The following is a 17,014-nucleotide window of genomic DNA, read 5'->3' as shown; positions in this document are numbered from 1 at the left end:
CCGGCCGCGAGCGGCGCACCGAGCGTCGACGGCGGAGCCCCCGGCGCCTCGTGGGCGCCGGGGAGCTCCCGTCGTCGTCAGCCCCGCGAGTCCGCGGCGGCGCGCTCGACCTGCTCGAGCCACGCCCGGCGCGCATCGAGCGCGGCGCGCGCCTCGGCGACGCGACGGGCGTCGCCCGCCTGCTCGGCACGCGCGAGGTCGTCCTCGAGGCCCGCGATCGCGGCGTTGAGCTGTGCCGCGGCTCCCTCGGCGCGGGCGCGGGTCTCGGGGTTGGAGCGTCGCCACTGCGCCTGGTCGGCGTCGCGGACGGCCTGCTCGACGGCGCGGAGCCGCCCCTCGACACGCTGCACGTCGCCGCGGGGCACCTTGCCGGCCTGCTCCCAGCGGTCCTGGATGTCACGCAGCCGCGCCTTGGCCGCAGCCAGATCCTTCACGGGCACGAGCTTCTCGGCCTCCTCGAGGAGCCCGAGCTTGACCTCGAGGTTCGCGCCGTACTCCTCGTCGGTGGCCTTGTTCGCGGCGTCCCGGGCGGCGAAGAAGACGTCCTGGGCCGCGCGGAAGCGGGCCCACAGCGCGTCGTCGTCCTTGCGGCTCGCGCGGCCCGCGGCCTTCCACCTCGTCATGAGGTCGCGGTAGGCACCCGTCGTGGGCCCCCACTCGGTGCTGCTCGACAGCCGCTCGGCCTCGGCGACCAGCTTCTCCTTCTCGGCCTTGGCGGCCGAGTTGTGCTTCTCGAGCTCGGCGAACCAGCGGCGCCGCTCCCTGTCGAATGCCGAGCGCGCGTGGCTGAACCGCTTCCACAGCGCGTCCTCCGAGCCGCGGTCCAGGCGCGGACCGTGTCGCTGCGCGTCCTTCCACTGGTCGAGGAGCGTGCGCAGCTGCTCGCCCGCCGGGCGCCACTGCATCTTCTCCGGAGCGGTGCCGGCGATCTTCTCGGCGGCCTCGACGATCACCGTCCTCGCCTCGAGCGCGGCCTGCTTCGCGGCAGCGCGCTCGGCCTCCGCGGCCGCGCGGCGCTCGGCGGCAACCACCCCGAGGCCCTCGAGCCGGGTGCGCAGCGCGTCCACGTCACCCACGACGGCGGGCTCCGCGAGCTCGGCCGTGAGGCCTTCGAGCGTGGTGTCGATCTCCTTGACCGAGAGGTCGGTCGTCTGGAGGCGGGCCTCGAGCAGCAGCACCTTGGCGTGCAGGTCGGCGTAGCGACGCACGTAGAACGCCAGCGCGTCCGCAGCCTCGGCGCCCGGGTACTGGCCGACCGCGCGCTCGCCCGCGGCCTCGCGCACCCAGACCGTGCCGTCGTCGTCGACGCGGCCCCACCGCGCCGCCTCGGCGGCCTCGGCCGGCGTGAGGTCCGGGGGTGCGGGCACGCTCGGTGCGGTGGGCGCGACGGCGGCGGGCGTCGGCGCGCCGCCCGGCCTCGGGCGCGGCACCGGACGCGGACGAGGCGTCGGTCGCGCGGTCTCGGGCGGCGCAGGAGCGGCCGCTGCGGCCTCGGGTGCCGCGGTGTCGGGTGCGTCGCTCTTCGGTGCGGCCGCCTCGGGTGCGTCGCTCTTCGGTGCGGCCGCCTCGGGTGCGTCGCTCTTCGGTGCCGCGGTGTCGGGTGCATCGCCTTCCGGTGCGGCCGCTTCGGACCGCGGCGCGCCTGCCTCGGCGCCGGCGCTGTCGGGTGCGGCCGGGGGAGAGGGTTCGGTCGCCTCGGGCTCGGGCACGCCCTGCTCGTTCTCGCGGTCGCTCACTGCAGCTCAACTCCTTCGATGGTGACCTCGGTGGCCGGCGTCGAGCCGGTTCCCTCGGCGATGCCGGCAGCAGCGACGTCCGCGAGGACGTCCATGCCGGTGACGACGGTGCCGAGGACCGTGTAGCCACCCGCGGCGTCGGCCGGGATGGTCGAGTCCTCGTACACCAGGAAGAACTGGCTCCCCATGCTGGAGCCGTCCCCGCTCACGCGCGCCATCGCGACCGTGCCGGCCGGGTAGACGTCGTCGGCGGGGGCGTTCTCGATCGGGCCGAACCGATAGCCCGGACCGCCCGTGCCGGTGCCCGTCGGGTCGCCGCACTGGAGCACGAAGATGCCGGTGTCCGTGAGCCGGTGGCACGTCGTCCCGTCGAAGAAGCCCTCGCGCGCGAGCGTGACGAACGACGCGACCGCCTGGGGCGCGGCGGCGCCGTCGAGCGTGAGCCCGAGCTCGCCCGCCGTCGTCGCGAGCGTCGCCTCCCAGGTACGGCCCTCGGCGACGGAGGGGTCCGGGACGGGGCGCTCGTGCTCACCGCTCACCGGGGCCTCGGTCGGGGACGGTGCGGGTGACGCGGCCGTGGTCGGCGCCGGCTCCGCCGCGAGGTCGTCGTCGCCGCCCAGCACGACCACGAGGGCGACGGCGCCCGCGACGAGCACGAGCCCGAGCGACGTACCCAGCACCGTCCACCGGCGCCGACGGCGGGCCCGCTCAGCCGCCTGGTGCTCGAGCCACCGCTCGTGGCGCCGACGTGCGGCCTCCCGCTCGCGCTTGCTCGAGGACACGTGCGCTCCTGTCGGGCCGTGGGCTACCGGGACGTGGACGACCGCCGGGGGCGGGCCCGCCACAGTCTAGGCAACCGCGGCCCCGCGCTCCGACCCCGCGGCGGCTCGCGGACGTCACGGTCTGGTCTCGGTCGCGCGTCGCTAGGCTGCGACGGTGCAGATCAGGACAGTGACCTCCGTCCTCCTGGGTGCCTCGTGCCACGTGGTCGGCGACGACGGCGGGCCGGCCGTCGTCGTGGACCCCGGCCTCGGTGTCACGAGCTCGGTGCTCACCCTGGTGCGCGAGGCAGGCCTCGACGTCCGAGCCGTGCTGATCACCCATGGGCACGTCGACCACACCTGGGACGCCGCGCCGCTGAGCGAACGGCTCGGGGTGCCGGTCCACGTCCACGCACGGGACCGTCACCGCCTCGCGGACCCGTTCGGCACCCTCGGCCCGCTCGGTGCCGAGCTCGCCCGCGCGGCCTCGGCCGACCCGGGCGCGGAGTACCGCGAGCCGAGCGACGTGCGCGTGCTCGACGTGGTCGAGGACGAGGCGGAGGTGACGTTCGCGGCGCCCGGCGCGACGGTGACCTTGCGTGCACTGCACGCGCCGGGCCACACCGAGGGCTCGACGGTGTACCTCCTGCGGGGCCGTACGTCGGACGCCGTGGTCGACGGCCCGGTCGCGCTCACCGGCGACGTGCTGTTCGCGCGCAGCATCGGGCGCACCGACCTGCCGGGCGGCGACGACGCGGCGATGGCCCGCACGCTGCGCCGGCTCGCGCTGCTGCCGCCCGGGACGGTGGTGCTCCCCGGCCACGGCCCGGCGACCACGATCGCCGACGAGCTGCGTGACAACCCGTACCTGCGCACCGCGCGGCACGACCGGTCCGACCGGACCTGAGAGGATCTCCCACCATGGCCCGCCCCACGCCGCTGTCCGGCTTCCCCGAGCTGCTCCCCGACGCCCGCCTCGTCGAGCAGCACGTGCTCGACGTGCTCCGCCGCACGTTCGAGCTGCACGGGTTCACCGGGATCGAGACCCGCGCCGTCGAGCCCCTCGAGCAGCTGCTGCGCAAGGGCGAGACCTCGAAGGAGGTCTACGTGCTGGACAGGCTCCAGGCCGACCCGGGGGAGGCGACCGACCGTGCGGGGCGCCTCGGTCTGCACTTCGACCTCACGGTGCCGTTCGCGCGCTACGTGGTCGAGAACGCGGGGCGCCTGGTCTTCCCCTTCCGCCGCTACCAGATCCAGAAGGTCTGGCGCGGCGAGCGTCCTCAGGACGGCCGCTTCCGCGAGTTCACGCAGGCGGACATCGACGTCGTCGCGCAGGGGGAGCTGCCGTACCACTACGAGGTCGAGCTGCCTCTCGTCATCGCCGAGGCCTTCGCGGCCCTGGCGGAGGTGGGCATGCCGCCCGTGCGCATCAGCGTCAACAACAGGCGCGTGGTCGAGGGCTTCAGCCGAGGTCTGGGCCTGGACGACGTCGAGGCCGTGCTGAGGTCGATCGACAAGCTCGACAAGATCGGGCCCGACGCCGTCGCCGAGCTGCTGGTCCGGGACGCGGGGGCGTCGCAGGCGCAGGCCCGCGCGATGCTCGAGCTCGCCGCCGTGCACGGCCAGGAGGGAGTGGTCGCGCGCGTCCGCGACCTCGCGCGTACGCACGGCGTGGTCGACGAGCAGCTCGAGCAGGGTCTCGTCGAGCTCGACGCTCTCGTCACGGCCGCGGTTCGGCGCGCACCCGGCGTCGTCGTGGCCGACCTGCGCATCGCGCGCGGCCTCGACTACTACACGGGCTCGGTCTACGAGACCACGCTCGTCGGGCACGAGAAGCTCGGGTCGATCTGCTCGGGTGGTCGCTACGACGCCCTCGCGACGGACGGCACGACGACGTACCCGGGCGTGGGTCTCTCGGTGGGCGTCACGCGCCTCGTCTCGCGTCTCGTCCAGCAGGGCCTCGTGCGGGCGACGCGCTCGGTTCCCACGGCGGTGCTCGTGGCCGTGACCACCGAGGACGAGCGCGCAGCGTCGGAGGCGGTTGCCGACGCGCTCCGGGCTCGGGGCATCCCCGTCGAGGTCGCACCCGCGGCGGCACGGTTCGGCAAGCAGATCCGCCACGCGGACCGTCGGGGCATCCCGTTCGTGTGGTTCCCCGCGAGCGCCGCCGACGACGGCGGTGCGCAGGGGCACCAGGTCAAGGACATCCGCTCGGGTGACCAGGTCGATGCCGACCCGACGTCGTGGCAGCCGCCCGCCGAGGACCTGTGGCCGCGGGTCGAGGCCGGCGAGGTGGGTGAGACCGTCAGCAGGCGCTGAGGCTTGCCGTCACGTCGAACACGTGTTCGACTAGGGGCGTGCGGTGGGACGGGCAGCGGGTCGACGGCGGTGACGGCGGTGACGGCGACGGCGCCCAGGGAGTGGCGTCGCCGTTGCCCGGCCTGGCGCTGTCCGGGCTCGTGCGCTCGGTCCGTACGCCCGAGTTCGCGGGGGTGACGTTCCACGAGGTCGCGGCCAAGAGCGCGCTCAACCGCGTGCCGGGCGCCTCTCGGGTCCCGTTCCGCTGGACCGTCAACCCGATGCGGGGCTGCACGCACGCGTGCACCTACTGCTTCGCGAGGTCGACGCACGAGTACCTCGAGCTCGACGCGGGTCGGGACTTCGAGACCCAGATCGTCGTGAAGACCAACGTCGTGGAGGTGCTGCGGCGCGAGCTCGCGCGCCCCGGCTGGCGGCGCGAGCACGTCGCGCTCGGCACCAACACGGATCCGTACCAGCGGGCGGAGGGGCGCTACCGGCTGATGCCGGGCATCCTCGAGACGCTCGTCGCGCAGCGCACCCCGGTGTCGGTGCTCACCAAGGGCACGCTGCTGCGCCGCGACCTGCCGCTGCTGGCCGAGGCCGCGCGCGAGGTCGACGTAGGCGTCGCCATCTCCCTCGCGATCGGCGACGCCGAGCTCCAGCAGTCGGTCGAGACCGGCACGCCCACCCCGCAGGCGCGCCTCGCTCTCATCCGGGCGGTGCGCGACGCGGGGCTCGACTGCGGCGTGCTCGTCGCGCCGGTGCTGCCGTGGCTCACGGACGGCACCGAGCACCTCGACGACCTCCTGGGCAGGCTCGCCGACGCGGGCGCCACCCGGGTCACGCTGATGCCCCTGCACCTGCGCGGCCCGGTCAAGCCGTGGTTCCTGCGCTGGCTCGCCGCCGAGCACCCGCGCCTCGTCGCGCCGTACCGCCGGCTCTACGGCGGCTCGGCGTACGTGCCGCGCGAGTACTCGCGGTGGCTCGCCGACCGATCGCGTGACCTGCTCGCGCGGCACGGCCTGTCGGACGGCGCGTCGTGGCGTGCCCCGGAGGCGGGCGGCCGTGCTCCGGAGCGCGTCCCGGACGCGCAGCCCGTCCTCTTCTGAGGCGGGCGCGAGGCGGCGAGGACGCCCCGGCCTCCCCGGGGCAGTGGTCTGCGACCATGGCGCCATGACCACCCAGGGCGGCCGGCACGACGTCGTCGTCGTGGGGTCGGGCTTCGGGGGCAGCGTCGCGGCCCTGCGGCTCGTCGAGAAGGGCTACCGCGTGACGGTGCTCGAGGCGGGCCGGCGGTTCGCCGACGACGAGCTCGCGCGCACCTCGTGGGACCTGCGCAGGTTCCTGTGGGCGCCGCGCCTCGGCTGCTACGGCATCCAGCGGATCCACCGCGTCTCGGACTCGCTCGTGCTCGCGGGTGCGGGCGTGGGCGGCGGCTCTCTCGTCTACGCGAACACGCTGTACCGCCCGCTGCCGGAGTTCTACACCGATCCACAGTGGGCGGGGATCACCGACTGGGCCGCCGAGCTGGCGCCGTGGTACGAGCAGGCGGCGCGGATGCTCGGCGTGACCGACCAGCCGTTCGTGACCGCGCCCGACGATCTGTTCAGACGCGTCGCCGCACGCATGGGGGTCGAGCACACCCACCGCCCCACCCAGGTGGGTGTGCTGTTCGGCGACCCGGGGGCCCGGGTGCCCGACCCGTTCTTCGGTGGCGCCGGGCCCGACCGCACCGCGTGCACCCAGTGCGGTGGGTGCATGACGGGGTGCCGCGTGGGGGCCAAGAACACCCTCGTGAAGAACTACCTGCACCTCGCCGAGCGTGCGGGCGTCCGCGTGGTCCCGATGACCACCGTGACCCGGCTGCGCCCGCAGGACGGCGGCTGGGCCGTCGAGACCCGTGGCACCGCCGATCGCCGACGGCGGACGTGGCGGGCCGAGCACGTCGTCCTCGCCGCGGGCACCTACGGCACGCAGGCGCTGCTGCACCGTGCCCGACGGCGCGGCGACCTCCCCGCCCTCTCGCCGCGGCTGGGCTCGCTCACGCGGACCAACTCCGAGGCGCTCGTCGGCGCGAGCGCCCCGCGCGTCGACCACGCGAGGCGCCTCGACCGCGGCGTGGCCATCACGTCGTCGTTCTTCCCGGACCCGAGCACGCACGTCGAGCCCGTGCGGTACGCCGCGGGCAGCAACGCGATGTCGCTGCTGCAGACCGCCCTGACCACGGGCGGTCCGCGGTCCACGCGCTGGCTCCGCATCATCGGTGTCCTCGCGCGTGAGCTCGTGACGCACCCCGTGCGCACCGTCCGGGCGCGCGCGCCCTACCGGTGGAGCGAGCGCACCGCGATCGCCCTGGTCATGCAGTCGGTCGACAACTCGCTCGTGACCCGCTGGCGACGCGGCCCGCTCGGCGGGCACCTCGTGAGCCGCCAGGGTCCGGGGGAGCCCAACCCCACGTGGATCCCGGCCGCGCACCGCACGGCGAGCCTGCTCGCCGAGGAGCTCGGCGGCGTCGCCGGGAGCTCGTGGGGAGATGCGGCCAACATGCCGCTCACCGCGCACTTCCTGGGTGGCTGCCCGATCGGGCGCACCGGTGCCGAGGGCGTGCTCGACCCGTACCAGAGGGTGCACGGCTACCCGAGCCTGCACGTGCTCGACGGCGCCGCGGTGACCGCGAACCTCGGGGTCAACCCGTCACTCACGATCACCGCGCAGGCCGAGCGCGCCGTCGCGCTGTGGCCGTGCGCGGGTGAGCCCGACCCGCGTCCCGCGGACCAGACGCGCTACGTCCGCCTCGCGCCCGTGCCACCGCGCGCCCCGGTCGTGCCGGCCCGCGCGCCGGCCGCGCTCTGGACGGCGGCCGACGACGGCGTGCCCGATCCGGCCGACACGCCGTCGGGCCCGGCCGCGCCCTGAGCCGGTCGCCTCAGGCGAGGCGTGCGGGGAACCCGCCCGTCGCGACCGGGCCCCACCGCTCGATCGTCACGCGCAGCAGCGACTTCCCCTGGGTGACCATCGCGGCGCGGTACTCGTCCCAGTCCGGGTGCTCGCCCGCGATCGCGCGGTAGTAGTCCACGAGCGGCTCGACGGACTCCGGCAGGTCGAGCACCTCGGCCGTGCCGTCCACCTGCACCCACGGGTCCCAGTCGTCGGACACCACGCACAGGCTCACGCGCGGGTCGCGGCGCGCGTTGACGGCCTTGGCGCGGTCCGGGTAGGTCGACACGACCACGCGACCCTCGGCGTCGACGCCGCACGTGACGGGGGACATCTGCGGGGCGCCGTCGCGGCGGTGGGTGAGCAGCACCGCGTGGTGGCGCGGGCGCAGGAACTCGAGCAGCTCGTCGCGCGACACACGGTCGGCGGTGGCGATCTTGCGGGCCATGGGGCTCCTTCCGGTGGTGCACCCATCCTCTCGCGCCGCCACCACTAGACTCGGCAGCCGACCCGGCAGACCCGCTCACGGATCTCCCGCTGCACCCTCCGGAAGGAACCTCCTCGTGCTCCGCACCCACACCGCCGGCTCGCTGCGAGCCGAGCACATCGGCCAGACCGTGACCCTCACCGGGTGGGTCGACCGGCGGCGCGACCACGGCGGTGTGGCCTTCATCGACCTGCGTGACGCCTCGGGCGTGGCACAGGTGGTCATCCGGGACGAACAGGTCGCTCACGGGCTGCGCAACGAGTACGTGCTCCAGGTCACGGGCGAGGTGGGGCGTCGCCCCGAGGGCAACGAGAACGCGAACCTCGCGACCGGCGAGGTCGAGGTGACGGCCGAGCAGGTCGTCGTGCTCAACGAGGCCGCCCCGCTGCCGTTCCAGGTCTCCTCCGCGCTCGACGAGCCCGTGGGCGAGGAGGCGCGCCTTCGCCACCGCTACCTCGACCTGCGCCGGCCGGCGCCCGCGCACGCGATGCGGCTGCGCGCCAAGGTCAACGCCGCCGCGCGACGGGTGCTCGACGCGCACGAGTTCGTCGAGGTCGAGACGCCGACGCTCACGCGTTCGACCCCGGAGGGTGCGCGTGACTTCGTCGTGCCGGCCCGGCTCGCGCCCGGCTCCTGGTACGCGCTCCCGCAGTCGCCCCAGCTCTTCAAGCAGCTGCTCATGGTCGCGGGCCTCGAGCGGTACTACCAGATCGCGCGCTGCTACCGCGACGAGGACTTCCGCGCGGACCGTCAGCCCGAGTTCACCCAGCTCGACGTCGAGATGAGCTTCGTCGAGCAGGACGACGTCATCGCGGTCGCCGAGGAGATCCTCGTCGCGCTCTGGGAGCTCATCGGGTACACCGTCCCCACGCCGATCCCGCGGATGACCTACGCCGACGCGATGGCGCGCTACGGCACGGACAAGCCCGACCTGCGCTTCGGCCTCGAGCTCACCGAGCTCACCGAGTACTTCGCGCAGACGCCGTTCCGCGTCTTCCAGGCGCCCTACGTGGGCGCCGTGGTGCAGCCCGGTGGCGGTTCGACCCCGCGTCGCGGCTTCGACGCGTGGCAGGAGTGGGCCAAGCAGCGCGGCGCGAAGGGCCTCGCCTACGTGACGGTGGGGGAGGACGGCGAGCTCGGTGGGCCCGTCGCCAAGAACCTGTCGGACACCGAGCGCGCGGGCCTCGTCGAGGCCGTGGGTGCCGCGCCCGGCGACGCCGTCTTCTTCGCCGCGGGCAAGCCCGCCGAGGCACGCGCGCTGCTCGGGGCCGCGCGCCTGGAGATCGGCCGCCGCGCCGAGCTGATCGACGAGGACGCGTGGTCCTTCGTCTGGGTCGTGGACGCACCGCTGTTCAAGCCCACGGGTGAGGACGACGACGTCGCCGTCGGCTCGGGCTCGTGGACCGCGGTGCACCACGCGTTCACCTCGCCCACGCCCGAGTGGGTCGACCGCTTCGAGCAGGACCCGGGCGCGGCGCTCGCCTACGCGTACGACATCGTGTGCAACGGCAACGAGATCGGTGGTGGCTCGATCCGTATCCACCGCCAGGACGTCCAGCGCCGCGTGTTCGAGGTCATGGGCATCGGTCCCGAGGAGGCGCAGGAGAAGTTCGGGTTCCTGCTCGAGGCGTTCGCGTACGGCGCCCCGCCCCACGGCGGGATCGCGTTCGGCTGGGACCGGATCGTCGCCCTGCTCACGCGCTCGGAGTCGATCCGCGACGTGATCGCGTTCCCCAAGTCGGGCGGCGGGTACGACCCGCTCACCGGGGCCCCCGCGCCGATCAGCGCCGAGCAGCGCAAGGAGGCGGGGGTCGACGCCGTCCCCGAGCCCACGGGTGAGCGCTGAGCTCGAGCTCCCGCAGGAGCTGCCGCGTGCGTGGCGCGAGCACCCGATGCTCGCGGGTGACCGCTCGCGCTGGTCGTCGCTCGACGCCGTCGGCGACGACGAGGGCGTGCTGCTGACCGTCCAGCGCGCGGGGCGGCGCACGCTGCTCGGCCTGGGTGACGCGCGGCGGGTCGACGAGCTGCTCGAGGAGCTGCTCGCGCGGCCGTTCGCGCCGGTCGGCTGGATGTCGCTGCCGCGGGACACGCGCGTGGACGAGCGCGCGCTGTCCGTGCTGGGCCTCGCCCCGTTCTCGACCTGGGACTGGCTCGTCGCCCACCGCGCGCCCGACGTCGACGACCCCCACGGTGTCGACCGCTTGCCGCGGGATGCCGGCCCGGAGGTCGCCGAGTGCCTCGTGGTGGCCAACCCCGGCAGCTCGGCCGATCCGCACGACGCGACGCCGCCCGGCTGGTGGGGTGCGCGCCGGGACGGCCGGCTGGTCGCGGTCGGCGGGGCGCGTCTGCGGGGCGGGCTGCCCGGCAGGCACGGCCGGAGCTGGCACGTGCACGGCCTCGGCGTGCGTCCCGAGCTGCGCGGGCAGGGCCTCGGACGTGCCGTCGCGGCCGCGATCGCCCGTGACGCCTTCACCGAGGGCGTCGACTGGGTGTCGCTGGGTGTCTATGCGGACAACCACCCGGCCCGCCGCCTGTACACGGGCCTCGGCTTCGAGGTGCGCGCGCAGTTCCGGTCGTTCGGACCGGCGGGGGCCGGCCGCCCGCCGAGCTGACCCGCGGTCGCGCCGGATCTCTCGCTCAGTGCGCGAGCGACATGCGCGCCTGAAGGCGCTTCAGCGGGCCCGGTGCCCACCAGTTGTAGCGACCGAGCAGCGTCATGGTCGCCGGGACCAGCAGCATCCGGACGAGGGTCGCGTCGATGAGCACGGCCACCGCGAGCGAGAAGCCGACCTCCTTGATCACGAGCAGCTTGCCGAAGACGAACCCGGTGAAGACCACGACGATGATCAGCGCGGCCGCGGTGATGATCCGGCCCGAGCGCTGCAGGCCCAGCCGCACGGCCTCGTCGTTCGTCGCGCCGCGGTCCCACAGCTCCTTGATCCGCGAGAGCAGGAACACCTCGTAGTCCATCGCGAGGCCGAACCCGAACGCCACGACCAGGGCGAGCACGTAGGTCTCGATGCCCCCGGTCGAGGTGAACCGAAGCAGCCCCGAGAGGTTGCCGTCCTGGAACACCCACACGAGCACGCCCAGCGAGGCCGCGAGCGACACCGCGTTGGTGAGCAGGGCCTTGACGGGGATCACGAGCGAGCCGGTCATGAGGAACAGCAGCACGAAGGTCGCCAGCACCACGACCCCGAGCGCCCACGGCGCGCGTTCGACCAGGCCTGCCGTGAAGTCGATCTGGTTGGCGGCCTGGCCCGTGACCCACGTGGGGAAGGGCGCCTCGACGTCACGCACCTCCTGCACCACGTCGCGCGCGACGGCGCCGCCCGGGTCGTCCGAGTCGGGCCGGATGCCGACCACCACGTAGGCGCCGACCGCGGACGGGGGGTCGACGCTCGCGACCCCGGGCAACGTCGCGAGAGAGTCCGCCCACGCCGTCACCTCGGCGAGCGGCGCCTCGGCGAGCGCGAGCACGGGGGCCTGCGCCGAGCCGGGGTAGCTCTCGGCGATCGTCTCGACGTACGTGCGCTGCTCCGAGCCCTCGGGCAGCAGCTCGATCGTCGAGTTGCGCAGCTCGAGGTGGGCGAGCGGGATCGCGAGGACGCCGAGCACGAGCAGGCTCCCGCCGAGCACCCGCCACGGGCGCCGCTGGACCCAGGCGGCGAGACGCGAGAACACGCCCTCCTCGCTCGCGACGTCACCCGTGCGTGCGAGCACGGCCCGCAGGCCGGGGACGCGACCCACGAGCCCGGGCCGCAGCAGGCGCCGTCCGGCGAGCCGGAGCAGCGCCGGGACCAGGGTGAGGGCCGTCGCGACCGCGACGAGGATGACCGCGACCCCCGCCGCCCCGAACGCGCGCAGGATCGCGGGCTCGAACACGAGCAGGCCGCTGATCGAGATCGCGACCGTGAGCGCGGAGAACGCGACGGTGCGCCCCGCGGTGGCCATGGTGCGTCGCAGCGCGGCCTCGACGGCACCGTCACCGCGCCGGGTGCGCACGGCCGCCCCGCCGTCGGCGTCGACCAGCGCGTGCAGCTCCTCGCGGAAGCGCGACACGATCAGCAGGCCGTAGTCGATCGACAGGCCCAGGCCCAGGATCGTCACGACGTTGACCACCGACGAGTCCATCTCGAGCCAGTGCGACAGGCCGTAGACGCTGCCGAGACCCCCGGCGATCGAGGCGATCGCCCCGGCCATGGGCATGGAGGCGGCCATGAACCCGCCGAAGACCAGGATCATGACCAGCAGCGCGACGGGCAGCGCGATCGCCTCACCGGTCGTCAGGTCCTCCTCGACCTGGGCCGTGATCTCCTCGACGATCAGGCTCGTCCCGCCCACCTGGCCCGTCGCGCCCGACGCACCCGCGGCGGCGAGGTCCTCGGGCACCGCGCGCAGCCGTTCCTCGACCGCGGCGAGTGCCTCGTCCTCGTCCTCCGGGCCCAGCTCGGGGTCGAGGTCGACCACGACGAGGAAGCCGTCACCGTCCTGGGCCACCAGGGGAGCGGCCGCGGGGCTGGTGGGACCCTCCGGGAGCACGTAGGGGTCGATCACGCCCGCGACGCCGATGATGCCGCCGAGGTCCGCACGGGCCTCGGCGACGGCCTCGGCGAGCTCGGGTGCGGGCGCCGCCCCCTCGACCACGAGCGTGAGGCTCGCACCCGACGACGTCACCTCGGTCAGGATCTCCTCGGCCTGCTGGCTCTCCGAACCCGGGACGGACGGGTTGCCGGTGGTGAGCCGCTCGAAGAGCGTCTCGCCCGCGACCCCGTACAGCGCGAGTGCCGCGCACGCCGCGGTGAGGGCCACCCAGACGAGCACGAACCGGCGGGGGGCGCGGGCGATCATGCGACCGAGGGAGTCGAACACGCTGTGCAGCATCCCAGGTCACCGGCCCGCCTCGCACGTCCGTGGTCGGGCGGTGTCCGTGTGCCCGCCTAGGCTCGGCCCATGGACCTGTTCGACTCGGCGGTCTCGGACGTCCGCGGGCTGCCCGAGAACGCCGGCGCTCCGCTCGCGGTGCGCATGCGGCCGCGCTCGCTCGACGAGGTCGCGGGCCAGGCCCACCTCCTCGGCCCGGGCTCGCCGCTGCGCCGCCTGGTCGAGCCCGCCGACGCGGCGTCGCGTCGTGCGGCGCCGTCGTCCGTCGTGCTGTGGGGACCTCCCGGCACGGGCAAGACGACCCTCGCGTACCTCATCGCGACGACGTCGGGTCGCAGGTTCGTCGAGCTCTCGGGCGTGACCTCGGGCGTCAAGGACGTGCGTGCGGTGGTCGACGAGGCGCGCCGGCGGCTCGCCACGGGTGGTGCGGAGACCGTGCTGTTCGTCGACGAGGTGCACCGGTTCTCGACCACGCAGCAGGACGCCCTGCTGCCCAGCGTCGAGAACCGCTGGGTCACGCTCGTCGCGGCGACCACCGAGAACCCGAGCTTCTCGGTCAACTCCCCGCTGCTCTCGCGCTCCCTCCTGCTCACCCTGCGCCCGCTCACCACGGACGACGTGCGGGCGCTCGTCCGCAGGGCGGTCGCGGACGAGCGGGGCCTCGACGGCGCGGTGCAGCTCGACGAGGAGGCCGAGGAGCACCTGCTGCGCCTGGCCGGCGGCGACGCGCGCAAGGCGCTCACCGTGCTCGAGGCCGCGGCCGGATCGGCTCTCGAGGGTGAGCGGGACGCCGACGAGCCCGCGGTGGTCGACCTCGCGACGATCGAGCGTGCGATCGACGTCGCCGCGGTGCGGTACGACCGCGCGGGCGACCAGCACTACGACGTCATCAGCGCCTTCATCAAGTCGATGCGCGGCTCGGACGTCGACGCGGCGCTGCACTACCTCGCCCGCATGGTCGTCGCGGGGGAGGACCCGCGGTTCATCGCGCGACGCATCGTGATCGCGGCGGCGGAGGAGGTCGGCATGGCCGATCCGAGCGCTCTGCAGACCGCGGTGGCTGCGGCGCAGGCCGTCGCGCTCATCGGCATGCCCGAGGCGCGGATCATCCTCGCCGAGGCCGTGGTCCACGTCGCGACCGCACCCAAGTCCAACCGCTCGTACCGCGCTGTCGACGCGGCGATCGCGGACGTGCGCGCGGGCAAGGTCGGCCCCGTGCCGGCGCACCTGCGCGACGCCCACTACGCGGGTGCCGAGGCGCTCGGGCACGGGGCCGGCTACCGCTACGCGCACGACGAGGCACACGCGGTCGCGCGGCAGCAGTACGCACCCGACGAGCTCGTCGGGGCGCGCTACTACGAGCCGTCCGACCGCGGTCAGGAGCGGGAGATCGCGGCGCGGCTCACGCGGATCCGGGAGATCCTCGGCGGCTGACGCCGTCTCAGCACCCCCGTTCCACGCGGACGCAGGTGCCGTGGTTCTCGCGCACGACGTCGTACCCGGGCCCGCCGTCGAAGAACCCGTAGTTGAGCTCGACGGTGTCGCGTCCGGGCCCGCCACGGAAGGTGCCCTCGTTGAGCAGCACCGAGTCGTTCCCGAACCCACCCAGGAACGTCCCCGAGTTCGGGTGGGCCGAGTCGTCGCCCGGGCCGCCGTCGAAGAAGGCCTCGTTCGGGCTGACGCCGTCGTTCCCCGGGCCGCCGCGGAAGACGAGCCAGTTCTCGCCCATGCCGTCGTCGCCCGGGCCGCCGTAGACCCAGCCCCAGCTGTCGGAGATCACGTCGTCGCCCGCGAAGCCGCACCACACCTGGACCTTCTCGCCGGGCCCGACGGGCCCCGACCCGATCGTGACCTCGTCGGCGCGAGGTGTCCCCCCGCTGAACCACGCGGTGCGAAACGTGAGGGTACGGCCGAGGTCGCCGTAGGCGCGGGCCACCTTGACGCAGGCGGCTGCGGCACGGTCACCGCCGTGGGCCGGGGCTGCCGCGGCGGGCAGCGCCGCGGCACCGACCGCGCCCGCCACGAGCAACGCGCCCGCGGCGACGAGGGCGACCCGACGACCGTCCGGCCTGGCTGCGTGCTGGGTCGTGGACATGGCGCGCACCTCCCGTGCGGACGGGGTCGTCGCGGGTGCTCGCCCACGAGCCCCGACCTGTCCACGCTACGACCTCGGCCTCGGGGCGTCAGGGGTTCGGATCGGTTCGAGGCCGCCCATGGGGTAGTGTTGACCGGTCGCCCAGCGCGGGCGGCCACCCCTGGGGACCTCAGCCGCATCACGAAGGTCGGTCCCACACCCGCCGGGACTCCCCGCAGCGGGTCGTGCCACGACAACGACAGGAAGCATCACTGTGACCAAGGTGACCCGCGCACGCCGTCAGGTGCGCCTCTCTCGCGCCCTCGGGCTCGCGCTCACGCCCAAGGCCGTCCGCCACTTCGAGAAGCGGCCCTACCCGCCCGGTGAGCACGGCCGCTCGCGCCGCCGCACCGAGTCGGACTACGCCGTCCGCCTGCGCGAGAAGCAGCGCCTGCGCGCCCAGTACGGTCTGCGCGAGAAGCAGATGGCCCGTGCGTTCGAGGAGGCCCGCAAGACCCCGGGCCTGACCGGTGAGGCCCTCGTCGAGAACCTCGAGACCCGGCTCGACGCCCTGGTGCTCCGTGCCGGCTTCGCCCGCACCATCCTCCAGGCGCGTCAGACCGTCGTGCACCGCCACGTGCTCGTCGACGGCAAGATCGTGGACCGTCCGTCGTTCAAGGTGAAGCCCGGCCAGACCCTCCAGATCAAGCCGCGCAGCCAGACGACCGTCCCGTTCCAGGTCGCCGCCGCCGGCGCGCACCGCGACGTGCTCCCCGCCGTCCCGGGCTACCTCGACGTGCAGCTCGAGAAGCTCAGCGCCGTGCTGACGCGTCGGCCGAAGCGTGCCGAGGTCCCCGTGACCTGCGAGGTCCAGCTGGTCGTCGAGTACTACTCGCGCTGACCGGCCTCCAGGCCCTCACGACGCCCCGCACGTCGACCTCATGGTCGGCGGCGGGGCGTCCGTGCACCCGGGCGCGTGCGACCCGGCTCGCGGTCCGTGCCCGGTAGTGTCGTCGCCTGGCGCAGCCCGCGGTCCGTCGGCCCCCGACGCGACCCACGACGGAAGGATCACGGATGTCCCTCGGAGACGTCGCAGGCCTCATCGCCGCGATCGCGTTCGTCGCGCTCGTGGGCTTCCTCGCCCTGCCGCTGGTCAAGCTGGGCCGCGTGTTCGACGCGACCCGCACCTCGGTGCGTGAGCTGACCGACCACACGGTCCCGGTGCTCGACGAGACGGCGACGACGGTCGCGACGACCAACGCCCAGCTCGTCAAGGTGGACACTGTCACGACGTCGGCCGCCGAGATCAGCCAGAACGTCTCGGCCCTCACCGCGCTCGTCGCCGCGACCGTCGGCGGACCGCTCATCAAGGTCGCCGCCTTCAGCTACGGCGTGCGCCAGGCGTGGGCCGGGCTGCGCGAGAAGATCCGCTGATGCGCCGGCTCTTCTGGGTGGGTGTCGGGGCCGTCGGGGCCGTGCTCGCCGCGCGGCGGCTCGAGCAGACGGTGCGCCGCTACACCCCGGCGGGCGTCGCCGAGCAGGTCGAGCAGGCCGGACGGCGCACCGAGGACGCCGCGCGAGGAGTGCTCACGCGGTTCGCCGCGGCACGTGCCGAGCGTGAGCGCGAGCTCGTCGAGACCCTGCTCGTGACGCCCGAGGGAGGCGACCCCGGGGCCGTGCTCCCGGGGCGTCGTCGTGCCGCGGCCGCCGGCGACGACGCGGCAGGCTCGCCCGCGCGGCCCGCCGGACGCGTCGACGACGACGAGCCCCTGTACGACTTCTGACCACCGCGGCACGCCGCGACCACGAGCACCAGCTCCCAGCACCCGAAGGA

General features: G+C 74.5%; 15 protein-coding genes. 10 read left to right on the top strand and 5 right to left on the bottom strand.

Translation table 11 applies throughout. The annotated features are described in order from the left end of the window. Positions 1-77 precede the first annotated feature (77 nt). On the bottom strand, positions 78-1,736 hold the full coding sequence (locus tag GXB85_RS08010) for a DUF349 domain-containing protein (RefSeq protein ID WP_161917123.1): 1,659 nt from the start codon (positions 1,734-1,736) through the stop codon (positions 78-80). Continuing rightward, positions 1,733-2,518 (bottom strand): peptidylprolyl isomerase, encoded by a 786-nt coding sequence (locus GXB85_RS08005; protein ID WP_161917122.1) that lies wholly within the window; start codon positions 2,516-2,518, stop codon positions 1,733-1,735. The genes GXB85_RS08010 and GXB85_RS08005 overlap by 4 nt, the downstream gene beginning before the upstream one ends. A 154-nt stretch (positions 2,519-2,672) precedes the next feature. Here GXB85_RS08005 and GXB85_RS08000 point away from each other — a divergent pair, with 154 nt between their 5' ends. From GXB85_RS08000 to GXB85_RS07985, 4 genes are all read left to right on the top strand, one after another. Next, entirely contained in the window at positions 2,673-3,404 is a 732-nt protein-coding gene (locus tag GXB85_RS08000) for an MBL fold metallo-hydrolase (RefSeq protein WP_161917121.1), read from the top strand. A 14-nt stretch (positions 3,405-3,418) separates the two neighbouring features. Beyond that, entirely contained in the window at positions 3,419-4,816 is a 1,398-nt protein-coding gene (hisS, locus tag GXB85_RS07995) for a histidine--tRNA ligase (RefSeq protein WP_161917120.1), read from the top strand. A gap of 38 nt (positions 4,817-4,854) precedes the next feature. Further along, complete coding sequence (locus GXB85_RS07990) at positions 4,855-5,907, top strand: Rv2578c family radical SAM protein (RefSeq protein ID WP_161917119.1); 1,053 nt, start codon at positions 4,855-4,857, stop codon at positions 5,905-5,907. Between the two features lie 64 nt (positions 5,908-5,971). Beyond that, the gene (locus tag GXB85_RS07985) at positions 5,972-7,714 is read left to right on the top strand and encodes an FAD-dependent oxidoreductase (RefSeq protein WP_161917118.1); all 1,743 of its coding nucleotides are present in this window, start codon (positions 5,972-5,974) and stop codon (positions 7,712-7,714) included. A 10-nt stretch (positions 7,715-7,724) separates the two neighbouring features. On the opposite strand, the gene GXB85_RS07980 is transcribed toward GXB85_RS07985, so the two are convergent. Then, on the bottom strand, positions 7,725-8,183 hold the full coding sequence (locus tag GXB85_RS07980) for a PPOX class F420-dependent oxidoreductase (protein ID WP_161917117.1): 459 nt from the start codon (positions 8,181-8,183) through the stop codon (positions 7,725-7,727). Between the two features lie 115 nt (positions 8,184-8,298). Between GXB85_RS07980 and aspS the strand changes: the two genes are divergently transcribed. Both aspS and GXB85_RS07970 read left to right on the top strand, forming a co-directional pair. After that, entirely contained in the window at positions 8,299-10,068 is a 1,770-nt protein-coding gene (aspS, locus tag GXB85_RS07975; protein ID WP_161917116.1) for an aspartate--tRNA ligase, read from the top strand. Continuing rightward, on the top strand, positions 10,058-10,834 hold the full coding sequence (locus tag GXB85_RS07970; protein ID WP_161917115.1) for a GNAT family N-acetyltransferase: 777 nt from the start codon (positions 10,058-10,060) through the stop codon (positions 10,832-10,834). Before aspS ends, GXB85_RS07970 begins: the two co-directional genes overlap by 11 nt. Positions 10,835-10,859: 25 nt before the next feature. Here the strand turns inward: GXB85_RS07970 and GXB85_RS07965 are convergent, their stop codons facing one another. Next, positions 10,860-13,094 carry an MMPL family transporter gene (locus GXB85_RS07965; RefSeq protein WP_370524094.1) on the bottom strand — a complete coding sequence of 745 codons (2,235 nt, stop codon included), beginning with the start codon at positions 13,092-13,094 and terminating at the stop codon, positions 10,860-10,862. Positions 13,095-13,175: 81 nt separating this feature from the next. Between GXB85_RS07965 and GXB85_RS07960 the strand changes: the two genes are divergently transcribed. Next, positions 13,176-14,540: a replication-associated recombination protein A gene (locus GXB85_RS07960; protein WP_161917113.1), complete on the top strand. Its 1,365-nt coding sequence runs from the start codon at positions 13,176-13,178 to the stop codon at positions 14,538-14,540. Between the two features lie 7 nt (positions 14,541-14,547). Here GXB85_RS07960 and GXB85_RS07955 read toward each other — a convergent pair whose 3' ends face one another. After that, positions 14,548-15,201: a hypothetical protein gene (locus GXB85_RS07955; protein WP_202627716.1), complete on the bottom strand. Its 654-nt coding sequence runs from the start codon at positions 15,199-15,201 to the stop codon at positions 14,548-14,550. Between the two features lie 253 nt (positions 15,202-15,454). On the opposite strand from GXB85_RS07955, the gene rpsD reads away from it, so the two are divergent. From rpsD to GXB85_RS07940, 3 genes are all read left to right on the top strand, one after another. Further along, on the top strand, positions 15,455-16,081 hold the full coding sequence (rpsD, locus tag GXB85_RS07950; RefSeq protein ID WP_161917112.1) for a 30S ribosomal protein S4: 627 nt from the start codon (positions 15,455-15,457) through the stop codon (positions 16,079-16,081). 173 nt (positions 16,082-16,254) lie between these two features. After that, positions 16,255-16,614, top strand: a complete 360-nt coding sequence (locus tag GXB85_RS07945) for a DUF948 domain-containing protein (RefSeq protein WP_161917111.1) — start codon at positions 16,255-16,257, stop codon at positions 16,612-16,614. Further along, positions 16,614-16,964, top strand: a complete 351-nt coding sequence (locus GXB85_RS07940; RefSeq protein WP_161917110.1) for a hypothetical protein — start codon at positions 16,614-16,616, stop codon at positions 16,962-16,964. Before GXB85_RS07945 ends, GXB85_RS07940 begins: the two co-directional genes overlap by 1 nt. The last annotated feature ends 50 nt before the right edge of the window (positions 16,965-17,014 follow it).

The sequence above is a fragment of the Cellulomonas sp. APG4 genome, from assembly GCF_009996735.1.
Lineage (GTDB): Bacteria > Actinomycetota > Actinomycetes > Actinomycetales > Cellulomonadaceae > Actinotalea.
The sequence above is the reverse complement of the archived record's forward strand: the minus strand, read 5'-3'. Positions and strand labels throughout refer to the sequence as shown.